We start from the raw sequence: 13,631 nt of genomic DNA, 5'->3' as shown, positions 1-13,631 counted from the left end.
TGCTGACGGCCCGACCGTCACACCCCGAGTTGCGAGGCCAGCTTCTCGGCGGCGGCGCGGTGCAGTTCCTGCGGCAGCACCGCCTCGCGCAGCACCGGCAGGGCCTGCCGCAGCAGGGCCTGCGCCTCGTCGCGTTTGCCGCCGCCGGCGAGGATGGCGGCCAGCTCCGCCTGCGCGATCGCGGTGTCGGTGCCACCGGTCGCCGACAGCCTCGCCAGCGCATCACGCTGCGCGGTTTCCGCGGCCGCCAGGTCGCCCCGCACCCGCGCGAACTCGGCCTCGGCGCGCAGCGCGTGGGCGAAGACCGGGTGGGCTGCCGGCGCCAGTTTTCCCAGCCGCGCGCGCGCTTCTGCCAACAGCGGCGATCCGCGCCCGGCATCGCCCATGCGCTTGGCCAGCACCACCTGCTGCCAGAGGATGAAGGCGTAGGCGAACGAGTCCGCGCCTTCGTCGGCCAGTGCCTTGGCGCGCAGGCGGTCGAAGATGGCGGCGGCTTCCGTGAACCGGCCAGCCTGGCCCAGTCCGCGCGCGTAGTTGCGTTCCAGTCCCCAGCGCATCGCCTGGGCTTCGCCCGAGTCACGCGCTTCCTCCAGGCGCACCAGGCTGCGTTCGAACAATTCGACCGCCTTCGCATAGTCGCCCGCGCTCTCGTAGACCGAAGCGAGGTTGCTCAGGTTGATGGCCGCGTCCAGCGGCGCGCCGCGGGACTCGACGGCCAGGGCATCGGCGTGCTCGAGCGCTGCCAGCGCTTGCTTGTAGCGGCCGAGATTGTTCAGCGCGGTGCCCAGTGCACCGTACAGCAGGCTGGTGGTGGTGCCGCGCGAGCCGACGGCCTTTTCCTGCAGCGCGATGGCCGCGCGGATCGTGCTTTCTGCCGCCGCGAAGTCGCCGTTGTGGCCCAGGGCTTCGCCCTTGTTGCGCAGCAGGCTGACGCGCCGCAGCGAATCGGGCGGAACGCCGTGCGCGTCGGCAAAGGCCAGGCCTTCGTCCAGGACCTTCAGGGCGCGCGCGTACTCGCCGGTCAGGTTCAGCAGTCCACCCAGCAGCTGGTAGGCCTCGATGACATCGTCGCGCGGTGGCGAGGGCATCGGTTTGGCCAGCGCGATCGCGGCCTGCCATTGCTTTTCCGCCACGGGGTAGTCGGCCACGGCGGCGTGCCCCGACCCCAGCACGACCAGGGCCTTCACCTGCGCGACGGCATCGCCCTCGGCATCAAGCCGGTACCAGGCCGCGGCGCGTTCGGCGGCGGCCAGGCTTTCTTCGCCACGCTCCAGGCCGTGCAGCACGCCCGAGTGCGTGGCCATTTCCCTGGCCAGACTTTCGGCTTCCTCTCGGCTGCGCGGCGCCACGCCCTCGAAGCCGGCCGCGAACAGCGCGGCCGCCGTCTTCAGGTCGCCCAGCGAGTGGTAGAGCTCGCCAAGCAGGCGCTGCACCGGCTGTTTCACCTGCGGATCGACCGCGCCGCGCCGATCGAGCGTGGCGCGCGCATGGTCCAGCAGCTGGCGCACGCTGACTTCGGTATCCAGCGCGTTTTCCGGGGCTGCGGCGGCCAGGGTGTCGGTGAGGAATTGCAGCGACGCGCGCGCGGCCGCGAATTGCCGCTGGGCTTCATTGCGCTGCTGTTCCGCGATCGTCGCCTGTGCCCGCGCTTCCCGGGCCTGCCACAGCGCGACGCCGCTGCCCGCCAGGATCGCCAGCCCCACGGCGGCGGCGGCGGCGGCCGGACCGCGGTTGCGGCGCAGCCACAGGCGGGCGGCGGTCGCGCGCGAGGGCGGGGTGATGCGCAGCGGCCGATCCTGAAGCCAGCGCTGCAGGTCGTCGGCCAGGGCGTCGGCGCTGGCGTAACGCTGGGTCGGGTCCCGGCGCAGGCAGCCCTGCACCACGTTCGACAGTGCACCGCGCAATTGCTTCGCCAGCGCCGCGGGGCTCAGGCCGTCGCGCAAGCCAGCGGTTTCCGCGTCCGCCTGCGCTGCGGCCCGCGTCAGCGGTTCCGGTTCGCGTTCAAGCAGCTGCAGTTGCCTGGGCAGCGGCGTGTCGCGGCCCAGGCCGAACGGATGCGCGCCCGACAGCAGCCGGTGCAGCACGATGCCCAGCTGCCACAGGTCGGTCGCGGTGGTGATCGGCCCGGCATGCAGCTGCTCCGGGCTGGCGTATTCGAAGGTCAGTGCACGATCGTTGGTGGCGGTCGCGTCGGCGCCCTCCAGCGGCTTGGCGATGCCGAAGTCGAGCAGCTTCACCTGGCCCTGGGCGTCCACCAGCAGGTTGGAGGGTTTCAGGTCGCGGTGCACGACCAGGTTGCGGTGCGCGTGGCTCACCGCGTCCAGCACCTGGCCGAACAGGGCGATGCGTTCGCGCAGGCCCAGGCGGCGCGCGTCGCACCAGGCGTCGATGGGCTGGCCGTCGACGTATTCCATGACGAAGTAGGGGTCGCCGTCGGTCGTGAAGCCGCCGTCGAGCAGGGTGGCGATGTGCGGGTGCTGCAGCTGGGCCAGCAGCTGGCGCTCGCGCAGGAAACGTTCGCGCGCGGCCGGCGAATCGGCGGCGCTGCGGATCAGCTTCAGGGCCGCGCGCTGGGTGTAGGCACCGTCGTCGCGCTGCACGGCATGCACCGCGCCCATGCCGCCGCGGCCGAGTTCGCCGGTGATGCGCCAGGGGCCGAGGGTCCTGCCGGCCGGCGCGGCGGGCGCTTCATCGGCGGCGTCGCTGCCCAAGGCCGCGCTCCATCGCGCGGCGTTACCGGAGAAGGGTTCGTCCGCGCGCTCATCGGCGGCCAGCATGGCTTCCACCAGGGCGCGCAGGGCGGGATCGCCGGCACAGAGGTGGTCCAGTGTCGCGCGGCGCTGCGGCGGCGGCAGGTCGGCAACCTGTTCGAAGATTCGCATCGCCTGCGTGCTGCGGTCGGTGCCCATGCGTGTGGCTCGCGGGTCGTGGGCTCAGTCGCCGAGCCTGGCCGCCAGCCAGGCGCGCGTGCGGCGCCAGTCGCGCTGCACGGTGGTCAGGCTGACATCGAGCAGGGCGGCGATTTCAGGTTCTTCGTAGCCACCGAAATAGCGCAGCTCGACGATCTGCGCGGCGCGCGGGTCGAAGCCCTGCAGTTCCTCCAGCAGTCCGTGCAGGGCCAGCACTTCCACTTCGGCCTGCGGTTCGGCCACGCCGCTGGCGGTGAGCGTGAGCGGCGGCTGGCCGCCACCGCGCTTGGCGGCGTGCACCTGGCGCGCATGATCAACCAGCACATGGCGCATGGCGTGGGTGGACAGGGCCACCAGATGGTTGCGGTCGGACGGGGCGAGGTCGGCATTGCCGGCCAGCTTGAGCCAGGCTTCGTGCACCAGGGCGGTGGTCTGCAGCGCGTGGCGCTGGCCGCGCAGCTGCTTGTGCGCGGCCTGCTTGAGTTGTGCGTAGACGGCGGCGTAGGCGGCATCGCGGGCCGCCGCGTCGCCGGCGCGGCTGCGCGCCAGCAGTTCGGTCACGGGAGCCTGCCCCGGTGCCTCCGCCATGCCTGTCCCCTGGCGCGGTGCCGGCCGCGCTCCAGGCGCAAGTCTGGCATAGCCTGCGAAGGAATGAGGCAGGGACCCGCCGGCCCCTGCGACGCCGAATTCAGCCCGGGATAGGCAATGGCGCCGCCGGATCGACCAGGCCGGCCGCCCGCAGCTCGCGCCAGAAATCCGATGGCACCTGCTCGCGCAGGGCCGCGCTGTCCTCCGCGATGCGGCTGGGCTGGCTGGCGCCGGGAATCACCGCCGCCACCGCCGGATGCGCCAGCGCGAACTGCAGGCCGGCGGCCTTCATGCTGATGCCGTGGCGATCGGCCAGGGCCTTGATGCGTGCCACCTTGTCCAGGATCGCGGGCGTGGCCGGCGCGTATTCGAAGTTGGGACCACCGACCAGCGCGCCGGAGCTGTAGGGCCCGCCGACCACGATGCCCAGCTCACGTTCGACCACCTTGGGCATCAGGCGCTGCAGCGCGCGGCTGTGGTCGAGCAGGGTGTAGCGGCCGGCCAACAGGAAACCGTCGGGGCGCGGTTCTTCCAGGTCCAGCAGCAGTTCGATCGCCTCGACGCGGTTCACGCCCAGGCCCCAGGCCTTGATCACGCCCTCGTCGCGCAGCCGGTCCAGCGCGCGGAACGCGCCCTTGCGCGCGCTCTCGAACATCGCCAGCCACTCGTCGCCGTAGAAGTCCTGGGCCACGTCGTGCACCCAGGCTATCTCGATGCGGTCGGTCTTCAGGCGCACCAGGCTGTCCTCGATCGAGCGCAGGGTGGCGTCGTACGAGTAGTCGTTGACGACCTTGTTCGGGCGGCCGTGCTTGAACACGTCGCCTTTTTCGCCGAGGTCACGGGCGCTCATGTCCTCCACTTCGTCCAGCACCAGCCGCCCGACCTTGGTGCTGATGACGTATTCGTCGCGCGGCTTGTCGGCCAGGGCCTGGCCCATGCGCAGCTCCGCCAGGCCGGCGCCGTAGAACGGCGCGTTGTCGAAGTAGCGGATGCCGTCGTTCCAGGCGGCGTCCACCGTGGCCTGCGCCTCGGCCTCGGGAATGGCGCGGAACATGTTGCCCAGCGGGGCGGTGCCGAAACCGAGCTTGCCCGGCAGGATGGACTTCAGGGACATGGCGGACTCCTTGGATCGAATGCGGGGGCTAGGAAGTGGGCAAGGCCGGACTCAGGTGCTCTCGACGCGATCGACCTTGGTGAAGCCGCGCGGCAGCAGATTGCCGCGGCTGGCGCGCGAACCTTCGTAGGCCTGCAGGTCGCGCCAGCTCAGCACCAGCTTCTGCTTGCCCGAATACACCGTCAGCTCGCCGCCGTTGCGCACACTGGCCAGCGCGATCACCTTTTCCTCGCCGCTCTTGAGCCTGGCCGGCGGGATCTGGATCAGCTTGTTGCCCTTGCCCTTGTCCAGCTCGGGCAGTTCCGTGATCGGGAAGGCCAGCAGGTGGCCGGCGCTGGTGATGCTGACGATCCAGTCCGACTTGGCGTCGGTGACTGCCACCGGCGACAGGATGTCGGCGGCGTCGTCGGCATTGATCAGCGCCTTGCCGGCCTTGTTGCGGCCGGTGAAGTTCTCGAAGCGCGTGACGAAGCCGTAGCCCCAGCTGGAGGCCAGCACGAAGCGCGCGTCGTTGTCGGCCGTGGCCAGGCCCACGAAGGACGCGCCCGCCGGTGGCGAGAAGCGCCCGCTTAGCGGCTCGCCGTTGCCGCGCGCCGACGGCAGGGTATGGGCCAGCGTGGAATAGCTGCGGCCGGTGGAGTCCACGAAGGCCACCTGCTGCGTGCTGCGCCCGCGCACCGCCTGCAGCAGGCCGTCGCCGTCGCGGTAGCTCAGCGAGGCGGCATCGACGTCATGGCCCTTGGCCGAGCGGATCCAGCCCTTCTTCGACAGCACCACGGTCACCGGCTCGCTGGGCACCAGGTCGGTCTCGCTGATGGCCTGCGCGGCCTCGCGCTGCACCAGCGGCGAGCGGCGGGCGTCGCCGAACTTCTTCGCGTCGGCCAGCAGCTCGTCCTTCACCTGCTTCTTCAGCTTGGCCTTCGAGTCGAGGATGGACTTGATCTTGTCGCGCTCCTTGGCCAGCTCGTCCTGCTCGCCGCGGATCTTCATCTCCTCCAGGCGGGCCAGCTGCTTGAGCTTGGTTTCCAGGATGTACTCGGTCTGTTCCTCGTCCAGGCCGAAGCGCGCCATCAGCACCGCCTTGGGGTCGTCCTCGGTGCGGATGATGCGGATCACTTCATCCAGGTTGAGGAAGGCCACCAGCAGGCCCTGCAGCATGTGCAGGCGGCGCTCGACCCGTTCCAGGCGATGCACCAGGCGCTTGGCGACGGTGCGGGTGCGGAACTCGAGCCACTCGCCGAGGAAGGTCTTGAGGTTCTTCACCTGCGGCCGGCCGTCGAGGCCGATGATGTTGAAGTTGACCCGGAAGCTCTTCTCCAGGTCGGTGGTGGCGAACAGGTGGCCCATCAGGCCATCGAAGTCCACGCGGTTGCTGCGTGGCACCAGCACCAGCCGCACCGGGTTCTCGTGGTCGGACTCGTCGCGCAGGTCTTCCAGCCAGGGCAGCTTCTTGGCGCGCATCTGCAGCGCCACCTGCTCCATGATCTTCGACGGCGAGACCTGGTAGGGCAGGTGGGTGATGACGATGTTGAGGTTCTCGCGGGTCCAGGTGGCGCGCGAGCGCACGCTGCCGCCGCCGGTCTCGTACATCGCGATCAGGTCGGCGGCCGGGGTGATGATCTCGGCGGCAGTGGGGTAGTCCGGGCCGCGCACGTGTTCGCACAGGTCGCGCACGGTCGCGTCGGGGTCGTCGAGCAGGCGGATGGCGGCGCTGACGACCTCGTTGAGGTTGTGCGGCGGGATGTCGGTGGCCATGCCCACGGCGATGCCCGTGGTGCCATTGAGCAGCAGGTGCGGCAGGCGCGCCGGCAGCCAGCTGGGCTCCTGCAGCGTGCCGTCGAAATTGGGCACCCAGTCCACCGTGCCCTGGCCCAGTTCGCCCAGCAGCACTTCGGCGATCGGCGTGAGCTTGGACTCGGTGTAGCGCATCGCCGCGAACGACTTGGGATCGTCGGTGGAGCCGAAGTTGCCCTGGCCCTCGATCAGCGGATAGCGGTACGAGAACGGCTGGGCCATCAGCACCAGCGCCTCGTAGCAGGCGCTGTCGCCGTGCGGGTGGAACTTGCCGATCACATCGCCCACGGTGCGCGCCGACTTCTTGGGTTTGGCACCCGCGCCCAGGCCGAGCTCGCTCATCGCGTAGATGATGCGGCGCTGCACCGGCTTGAGGCCGTCGCCCAGGAAGGGCAGGGCGCGGTCCAGCACCACGTACATCGAATAGTCCAGGTAGGCGCGCTCGGCGTACTCGCGCAGCGGGATCTGTTCGAAGCCGTGGAAGGTGGGGCGGGCTGGCTCGGTCATTCGGGGCGGGGCTCGTGCAGTGCGTAAGCCGCCATTGTATCGCCGCGACCCGGGCAATCACGGTGGATTCAGGCGCAGGGCGCAGGATGGGCCCACCTGCACTCGGAGCGCACCATGACCATCGCCGGCATCCTCATGATCATCATCGCCGGGCTCATCGCCTGGAAAGTCACCGCCCTCGTCGTGCGCCTGCTGCTGGTGGGCGTGGTGCTGCTGGGGCTGTATTTCGTGTTCTCGCCGATGCTCGGGGCGGGATAGCGGGTCCGCCCCCGGGGCGGACGATTCATTCAACCAAGGGGTTGACAATCTGGCGCGGGACGCCTACATTCAACCACATGGTTGAATATAACGCTTCCCAGCTCGATCTCGTCTACCGCGCCCTGGGCGACGCCACCCGGCGGCAGATGCTGCGCGAACTCTCGCGCGGCGAATGCACGGTGGGCGAACTGGCCGGCCCCTTCGACATTTCGCTGGCGGCCGCGTCCAAGCACATCAAGGCCCTGGAGAACGCGGGCCTGGTCCGCCGCGACATCCGCGGCCGCACCCATGTCTGCCGGCTCGAGCCGGGACCGCTGGCCAGCGCCCACGCCTGGCTGCGCCACTACGAGGCCTTCTGGACCGATCGCCTCGACCTGCTGGACCGCCTGCTGCGCGAGGACGACGCCGGCAAGTCCGCTTCCCGACCCAAGAGGAAATGAGCATGAGCACCCTTGCCCCGGAGCGCGGCCACGCCGCGCTGAGCGACCCCGCGACCCTGACCCTCGAACGCGTGCTGCCCGGCCCCATCGACCGGGTGTGGGATTACCTGACCCGCGGCGAGCTGCGCCGACAGTGGCTGGCCAGCGGCCAGATGCGCCTGGAAGTGGGGGCGCCGTTCGAGCTGGTGTGGCGCAACGACGAGCTCACCACGCCCCCGGGCCCGCGGCCTGCCGGCTTCGAAGCCGAGCACCGCATGCACAGCCGGATCCTGGAGGTGTCGCCGCCGCATCGCCTGGCGTTCACCTGGGGAGAGGCAGGCGAGGTGTCCTTCGACCTCCGGCAAGAGGGCCGCCACGTTCGGCTGACGGTGAACCACCGCCGGCCGCCGAGCCGCGACGTGCTGCTCAAGGTGGCGGCAGGCTGGCATTCCCACCTCGACATCCTGGCCGACCGCATCGAAGGCAACTCGCCGGCGCCGTTCTGGCCGACGTGGCAGCGTCTGCGCGACGACTACGAGACGCGGCTGGGCGTCTGAGCCCGCGCGCGCGCTCAGGCGGGCGTGTCGTCCAGCGCGGCACCCAGCTTCCGCAGCCGTGCTTCGGTCGCCGGCGGCGGCTGCACGTCGCCCTGTGCGGTGTGCACGCGGTTGCGGCCGGCGCGCTTGGCTTCGTACAGCGCGGTGTCGGCGCGGCGGAACAGCGATTCGGTGGCATAGCCCTGGCTCACGTCGGCCAGGGCCACGCCGACGCTGATGCCCAGCTCCGCCATCGGCGGGTCCTGGTCGGCGCCGCGCCAGACCACGTCGAAGCGGATGGTCTCGGCCAGCGCTTCGGCGGCGGCCAGGTCCAGGCCGCGGCAGGCGATCAGGAATTCATCGCCGCCGAAGCGGCCCAGCAGGTCTTCGCTGCGCAGCTTTCCGCGGGCGATGCCGACCACCAGCTGCAGTGCCGCGTCGCCGGCGAGGTGGCCGTGGCGGTCGTTGATCTGCTTGAAGTTGTCCAGGTCCAGCACCATCAGCGCCACCCGCTGGTGGTGCGCCGCCGCGTGCGCCAGCAGCGCCTCGAGTTCGGCCGCGAAGGCCGACCGCGTCATCGCGCCGGTCAGCGGGTCCACGCTGACCTGGCGGCGCAGGTATTCGGACTGTGACTGCAGCGCCAGGTGCGCGCTTTCCAGCTCGCGCTGGCGGTCGTGCATGCGGTCCTTTTCCGCCCGAAGGCCACGCGCGTGCCGTACCACCCGCAGCAGGCCCCAGAGCAGCAGCAGCGAAGGCAGCAGCAGCAGCCACATCCAGGCCCGGGACGGCGGCGGCGCGGTCGGCGCCTGCGCGGGTTCGCGTTCGGCGCGCACCTGCGCCGGGTCGATGGCCATGAAGCGCTTGCGGGCCTCGGCCGCGTCGTCCAGCCGCGACTGTGCCTGGTCGCCCAGCTGCTGCAGGCCCGACAGGCGCCCGCGGAAATCGAAGGCGCGCCGGCTCCACAGCAGGGCCTGGGCGCTGTCGCCGCGACCGGAATGCAGGGACTCCATGGCCAGGCTCACGTCCTGGCGCAGGCGGTCCAGGCCCAGTTGCTCGCCGATCGCATAGGCTTCGGTCAGCAGAGGCAGGGCCTGGTCGTACTGGCCTTGCGAAATCAGGGCGCCGCCTTGCGCCAGCAGCAGGTCGCTGACCAGGGTGGTTTCGCCCAGGCCGCGCGCGGTGTCCACGCCTTCCGCCAGCATCGCCAGTCCGGCCTCGGGCTGGCCCTGCGCGACCCGGGCCTGGCCCAGCGCCAGCTGCGCGATGGCGCCCCCCAGCGGGCTGCGCGCACGCGCGAAAGCGTCCTGCGCCAGCACGCCATCCTCGGCGGCCTGGTCGTAGCGTTCCTGATGCCGGCGGATGGTGGAGCGCGCGACCAGGTTCAGGCCCAGCGGGAAATCCGGCGGCGTCGGCCCCATCAGGCGGATCGCCTCGTTGATGGCGCGATGGGCCGCGTCGTAGTCCTCCAGGTTGAGGAACAGGCGGGCCAGCGAGTAATAGCTTTCCGACTGCTCGATCTGGCTGCCGTGCTGCAGCATCAGCTCCAGGCCCGACACCATCGTGGCCATCGCCTGCGGGTAGCGGCCGCGCACTTCCTGCACGCGACCCAGGCCACGCAGCGCCCGCGCCTTGCCCAGCGGGTCGTCCAGGCGGTTCCAGATCGCCAGCGCCTCGTTGAAGCGCTGCTCGGCCAGGTCGGGCTGCCCGGTGGCAGTGGCCACCAGGCCCAGGTCCTGCAGCGAACCCGCCTCGTCGCGCAGGTCACCGTAGCGGCGGGCATCGGCCAGCGCCTCTTCTTCGATCGCCTGGGTCAGCGCGTAGTCGCCCCGGCGGTAGCCCAGGTTGCTGATCTCGGACTGCGCGCGCTTGCGGTAGGGATGGAAACCCGTGGCCCGGCCCAGCGCCGCCTGCTTCCGCCAGTAGTCGAGAACGTGAGGCGACTGCGCGGCCTGCGCCAGCCGCGCGTGACGGTGCCGCCAGCGCAGCTCGGCGCCGGTGCCGCCGAACGCACCCAGGGTGCTGGCCCAGGGCCGCAGCGTGTCGATCCATTCTGCAACGGCGGTGCGGGTGGCCTCGTCGGGCACGACCTTCGCACCAGGCACCGGCGTCGACGCCGTGGCGGGGGATTGCGCCGCGGCCGGCACCTGCGTTTCGGCCGGGGCGGGGGAGTCCACCTGCGCCTGCGCGAGGCCTGCGAAAACCGACAGGGCCAGCGCCCATCCCGCGGCGCGGGCGGGCAAGCAGGATGACGTCGGTCGGGCTCGGGGCATGCCGTCGCTGCGGGAAGGTCCTGGGCCGACCTTAACCTTGCGCGCCGGGAACCACAAACCGGGCCCAGGTGGCCCGGTCAGTCCGTAGCGACCGCCGGCGACTCCTGCTGCTGCAGCCGCCACATGCGCGCGTAGTGGCCGTCGCGCGCCAGCAGCTGGGCATGGCTGCCGCGTTCGAGCACGCGGCCCTGGTCCAGTACCAGGATCTCGTCGGCGTCCATCACCGTGGACAGCCGGTGGGCGATCACCAGGGTGGTGCGGCCGATCGCGATGCGGTCGAGCTCGTCCTGGATGGCCTGCTCGCTGGCCGAGTCCAGGGCCGACGTGGCCTCGTCGAAGATCAGGATGGCCGGGTTCTTGAGCAGGGCCCGCGCGATCGCCACGCGCTGCTTCTCGCCACCCGACAGCTTCAGGCCGCGCTCGCCCACTTCGCTGTCATAACCGTCGGGCAGGCCCAGGATGAAGTCGTGGATGTGGGCCGAGCGCGCGGCCTCCTCCACTTCGGCATCGCTGGCGCCGGGCCGGCCGTAGCGGATGTTGTAGCGGATGGTGTCGTTGAACAGCACCGTGTCCTGCGGAACGATGCCGATCGCGGCGCGCACCGAGTCCTGCGTCAGGTCGCGCAGGTCCTGGCCGTCGATGCTGATGCGGCCACCGCCGATCTCGTAGAACCGGTACAGCAGCCGCGAAAGCGTGGACTTGCCGCTGCCCGAATGCCCCACCACGGCCAGCGTGCCGCCGGGCGGAATCACGAAGCTGACGCCATGCAGGATCTCGCGGCGCGCGTCGTAGCCGAAGCGCACGTCCTCGAAGGCCACGCGCGGCTGCCGCGCCTGCAGCACTTGGGCGCCGGGCCGGTCGCGCACTTCCTGGTCCTCGTCCAGCAGGCCGAACAGGCGCTCGATGTTGGTGATGGCCTGCTTGACCTCGCGGTACACCATGCCCAGGAAATTCAGCGGCGCCGACAGCTGCAGCAGGTAGGCATTGACCAGCACCAGGTCGCCGATGGTCATCTCGCCGGCGGCCACGCCCGCGGCCGCACGCCACATCAGCGCGGTGATGCCCAGGGCGATGATCGCGCTCTGGCCCAGGTTGAGCACGGCCAGCGACTTCAGGCTCTTGACCGTGGCGTTCTCCATGTCCTGCAGGTGCTCGTCGTAGCGCCGGGCCTCGTGGTCCTCGTTGTTGAAGTACTTCACGGTCTCGTAGTTGAGTAGCGAGTCCACCCCGCGCGCACTGGCGCGCGTGTCGGCCTCCACCGCGGCGCGGTAGTAGCGCGTGCGCCACTCGGTGACGCGGAAGGTCCAGGCCACGTACACCGCGATGGTGCCCAGCGTGATTGCCGCGAAGCCCCAGTCGTAGTTCCACACCAGCACCGCCGTGACCAGCGTGATCTCCAGGATCGTGGGCAGGATGGTGTAGATGGTCCAGTCCAGCAGGTCGGAGATGGCGGTGCCGCCGCGCTCGACGTCGCGCGCCACGCCGCCGGTGCGGCGGTTGAGGTGGAAGCGCAGGCTCAGCGCGTGCAGGTGGCGGAACACGCGCAGCATCACGGTGCGCGAACTGCGCGCCATCACCCGCGCGAACACGATGGTGCGCATCTCGGTGAACAGCGTCACCGACAGCCGCGCGGCGCCGTAGGCCAGCAGCAGCGCCACCGGCAGCACCAGCAGCGAAGGCTCGACGTCCAGCCCGTCCACCAGGCGCTTGAGCACCAGTGGAACGCCCAGGTTGGCCAGCTTGGCCGCCACCAGGAACGCCAGCGCCAGCAGGATGCGGCCCAGGTAAGGCCGCAGGAAGGGCAGCAGTTCGCGCAGCACGGCGCCCAGGCTGCGTTCGGCGACCGGCGGGGCTTCGGGGTTCGGGGCGCGGGCGTCGGTCATGGCAGGCAGGTTGGGGCGTTGAGGCCGGGTTCAAGCGGGGCAGGGGACGGGCTTGTATGCTTGCACGGTTTTTCCGCGCCAGGCCTCCATGATCCCCCATCTGCAGATTTCGCGTGCGCGTCTGGCCTTCATCCTGGGGGGGCTGGCCATGTTCGGGCCGTTCTCGATCGACACCGTGTTCCCGGCCTTCCCGGTGATGGCCAGCGATCTGGGCGTGGGCAAGGTGGCCATGCAGCAGACGATCAGCGTCTACCTGATCGGCTATGCGGCCATGTCGCTGTTCCACGGCCCCATCTCCGATGCGATCGGGCGCAAGAAGGTGCTGCTGGCGGGCATCGTGGTGTTCACGCTGGCCTGCATCGGCGGTGCGCTGGCCACCGACATGCGCACGATGCTGGTGTTCCGCGGGCTGCAGGGTCTTTCCGCGGGCGTCGGCCTGATCGTGGGGCGCGCGATCGTGCGCGACTGCCTGCAGGGTGACGACGCGCAGCGGCTGATGAGCCAGATATCGATGATCTTCGGCATCGCGCCGGCGATCGCGCCGGTGATCGGCGGCTGGATCCTCGGCTTCAGCAACTGGCACGGCATCTTCTGGTTCCTGGCGCTGTTCGGCCTGCTGCTGCTGGTGCTGACGGCCTGGGGCCTGCCCGAAAGCCATCCGGTGGCGAACCGGACGCCGCTGCACGCGCGCACGCTGGTGACCGACTACGCGCGCATGCTGTCGAACCGCAAGTTCCGGCTGCTGGCGCTGGCGGGCACCTTCAACTTCGGTGCGCTGTTCCTGTACATCGCCTCGGCGCCGGCCTTCGTGATGGACCTGCTGGGGCTGGGCGAGCAGGATTTCGTCTGGTTCTTCGCGCCCACCATCGGCGGCATGATGCTGGGCGCCTTCGTCAGCGGACGTGCGGCCGGGCGCATCAGCGGCCAGCGGCTGGTGGAGTGGGGCTTCCTGTTCTGCGGCCTCGCCGCGGCCTACAACATCGGCTACAACGCCTGGACCGACGCGCCGACCCTGCCCTGGGCCGTACTGCCCACGGCGCTGGGCGCGTTCGGCATCGCGCTGGTGTTCCCGATCGTCACGCTGGCGATCCTGGACATGTATCCGCGCCACCGCGGCGGCGCCTCGTCCATGCAGGCCTTCGTCGGCCTGCTGTCGAACGCGGTCATCGCCGGCGTGCTGTCGCCGATGGTCAGCGACAGCGGACTGCACCTGGCGCTGGCCGCGGCGGTGTTCACGGCGTTGGCCTATGCGCTGTGGCGCTGGTACGTGTCGCACAGCGGGCGGTACCCGCACGTGCCGGACCCGGATCCCAACATCGCGCGGCACGAGCCCACCGGCGAGCTCTGACCCGT

10 protein-coding genes are annotated in these 13,631 nt (G+C 70.6%); 4 read left to right on the top strand and 6 right to left on the bottom strand.

The window, feature by feature from the left end:
• Window positions 1-17 precede the first annotated feature (17 nt).
• The 4 genes from ACOQFR_RS14470 to parC all read right to left on the bottom strand — a co-directional run bounded on the left by ACOQFR_RS14470 (window position 18) and on the right by parC (window position 6,912).
• Window positions 18-2,909 (bottom strand): protein kinase domain-containing protein, encoded by a 2,892-nt coding sequence (locus ACOQFR_RS14470; protein WP_421383103.1) that lies wholly within the window; start codon window positions 2,907-2,909, stop codon window positions 18-20.
• Between the two features lie 24 nt (window positions 2,910-2,933).
• The gene (locus ACOQFR_RS14465; protein ID WP_421383101.1) at window positions 2,934-3,470 is read right to left on the bottom strand and encodes an ECF-type sigma factor; all 537 of its coding nucleotides are present in this window, start codon (window positions 3,468-3,470) and stop codon (window positions 2,934-2,936) included.
• Window positions 3,471-3,597: 127 nt separating this feature from the next.
• Window positions 3,598-4,611, bottom strand: a complete 1,014-nt coding sequence (locus ACOQFR_RS14460; protein ID WP_421383099.1) for an aldo/keto reductase — start codon at window positions 4,609-4,611, stop codon at window positions 3,598-3,600.
• Window positions 4,612-4,662: 51 nt separating this feature from the next.
• Complete coding sequence (gene parC / locus ACOQFR_RS14455; protein WP_421383097.1) at window positions 4,663-6,912, bottom strand: DNA topoisomerase IV subunit A; 2,250 nt, start codon at window positions 6,910-6,912, stop codon at window positions 4,663-4,665.
• Between the two features lie 114 nt (window positions 6,913-7,026).
• Here parC and ACOQFR_RS14450 point away from each other — a divergent pair, with 114 nt between their 5' ends.
• From ACOQFR_RS14450 to ACOQFR_RS14440, 3 genes are all read left to right on the top strand, one after another.
• Complete coding sequence (locus ACOQFR_RS14450) at window positions 7,027-7,170, top strand: hypothetical protein (RefSeq protein ID WP_421383095.1); 144 nt, start codon at window positions 7,027-7,029, stop codon at window positions 7,168-7,170.
• A gap of 77 nt (window positions 7,171-7,247) precedes the next feature.
• Window positions 7,248-7,610, top strand: coding sequence for an ArsR/SmtB family transcription factor (locus tag ACOQFR_RS14445; RefSeq protein ID WP_421383093.1), 363 nt, complete (start codon window positions 7,248-7,250; stop codon window positions 7,608-7,610).
• 2 nt (window positions 7,611-7,612) lie between these two features.
• Window positions 7,613-8,146, top strand: a complete 534-nt coding sequence (locus ACOQFR_RS14440) for an SRPBCC family protein (protein WP_421383091.1) — start codon at window positions 7,613-7,615, stop codon at window positions 8,144-8,146.
• A gap of 14 nt (window positions 8,147-8,160) precedes the next feature.
• Here ACOQFR_RS14440 and ACOQFR_RS14435 read toward each other — a convergent pair whose 3' ends face one another.
• Complete coding sequence (locus ACOQFR_RS14435) at window positions 8,161-10,299, bottom strand: diguanylate cyclase (RefSeq protein WP_421383089.1); 2,139 nt, start codon at window positions 10,297-10,299, stop codon at window positions 8,161-8,163.
• A gap of 173 nt (window positions 10,300-10,472) precedes the next feature.
• Window positions 10,473-12,278 (bottom strand): ABCB family ABC transporter ATP-binding protein/permease, encoded by a 1,806-nt coding sequence (locus ACOQFR_RS14430; protein ID WP_421383087.1) that lies wholly within the window; start codon window positions 12,276-12,278, stop codon window positions 10,473-10,475.
• A gap of 88 nt (window positions 12,279-12,366) precedes the next feature.
• Between ACOQFR_RS14430 and ACOQFR_RS14425 the strand changes: the two genes are divergently transcribed.
• Window positions 12,367-13,626: a multidrug effflux MFS transporter gene (locus ACOQFR_RS14425; RefSeq protein WP_421383085.1), complete on the top strand. Its 1,260-nt coding sequence runs from the start codon at window positions 12,367-12,369 to the stop codon at window positions 13,624-13,626.
• Window positions 13,627-13,631: the final 5 nt, after the last annotated feature.

The organism is Arenimonas sp. MALMAid1274, assembly GCF_049195245.1.
Classification (GTDB): domain Bacteria; phylum Pseudomonadota; class Gammaproteobacteria; order Xanthomonadales; family Xanthomonadaceae; genus Arenimonas.
The sequence above is the reverse complement of the archived record's forward strand: the minus strand, read 5'-3'. Positions and strand labels throughout refer to the sequence as shown.

Excerpts from the sequence above, each read along its gene's own strand:
- ACOQFR_RS14470 (WP_421383103.1), bottom strand. The coding sequence starts at position 2,909 with ATGGGCACCGACCGCAGCACGCAGGCGATGCGAATCTTCGAACAGGTT.
- ACOQFR_RS14460 (WP_421383099.1), bottom strand. The coding sequence starts at position 4,611 with ATGTCCCTGAAGTCCATCCTGCCGGGCAAGCTCGGTTTCGGCACCGCC.
- parC (WP_421383097.1), bottom strand. The coding sequence starts at position 6,912 with ATGACCGAGCCAGCCCGCCCCACCTTCCACGGCTTCGAACAGATCCCG.
- ACOQFR_RS14450 (WP_421383095.1), top strand. The coding sequence starts at position 7,027 with ATGACCATCGCCGGCATCCTCATGATCATCATCGCCGGGCTCATCGCC.
- ACOQFR_RS14445 (WP_421383093.1), top strand. The coding sequence starts at position 7,248 with ATGGTTGAATATAACGCTTCCCAGCTCGATCTCGTCTACCGCGCCCTG.
- ACOQFR_RS14440 (WP_421383091.1), top strand. The coding sequence starts at position 7,613 with ATGAGCACCCTTGCCCCGGAGCGCGGCCACGCCGCGCTGAGCGACCCC.
- ACOQFR_RS14430 (WP_421383087.1), bottom strand. The coding sequence starts at position 12,278 with ATGACCGACGCCCGCGCCCCGAACCCCGAAGCCCCGCCGGTCGCCGAA.
- ACOQFR_RS14425 (WP_421383085.1), top strand. The coding sequence starts at position 12,367 with ATGATCCCCCATCTGCAGATTTCGCGTGCGCGTCTGGCCTTCATCCTG.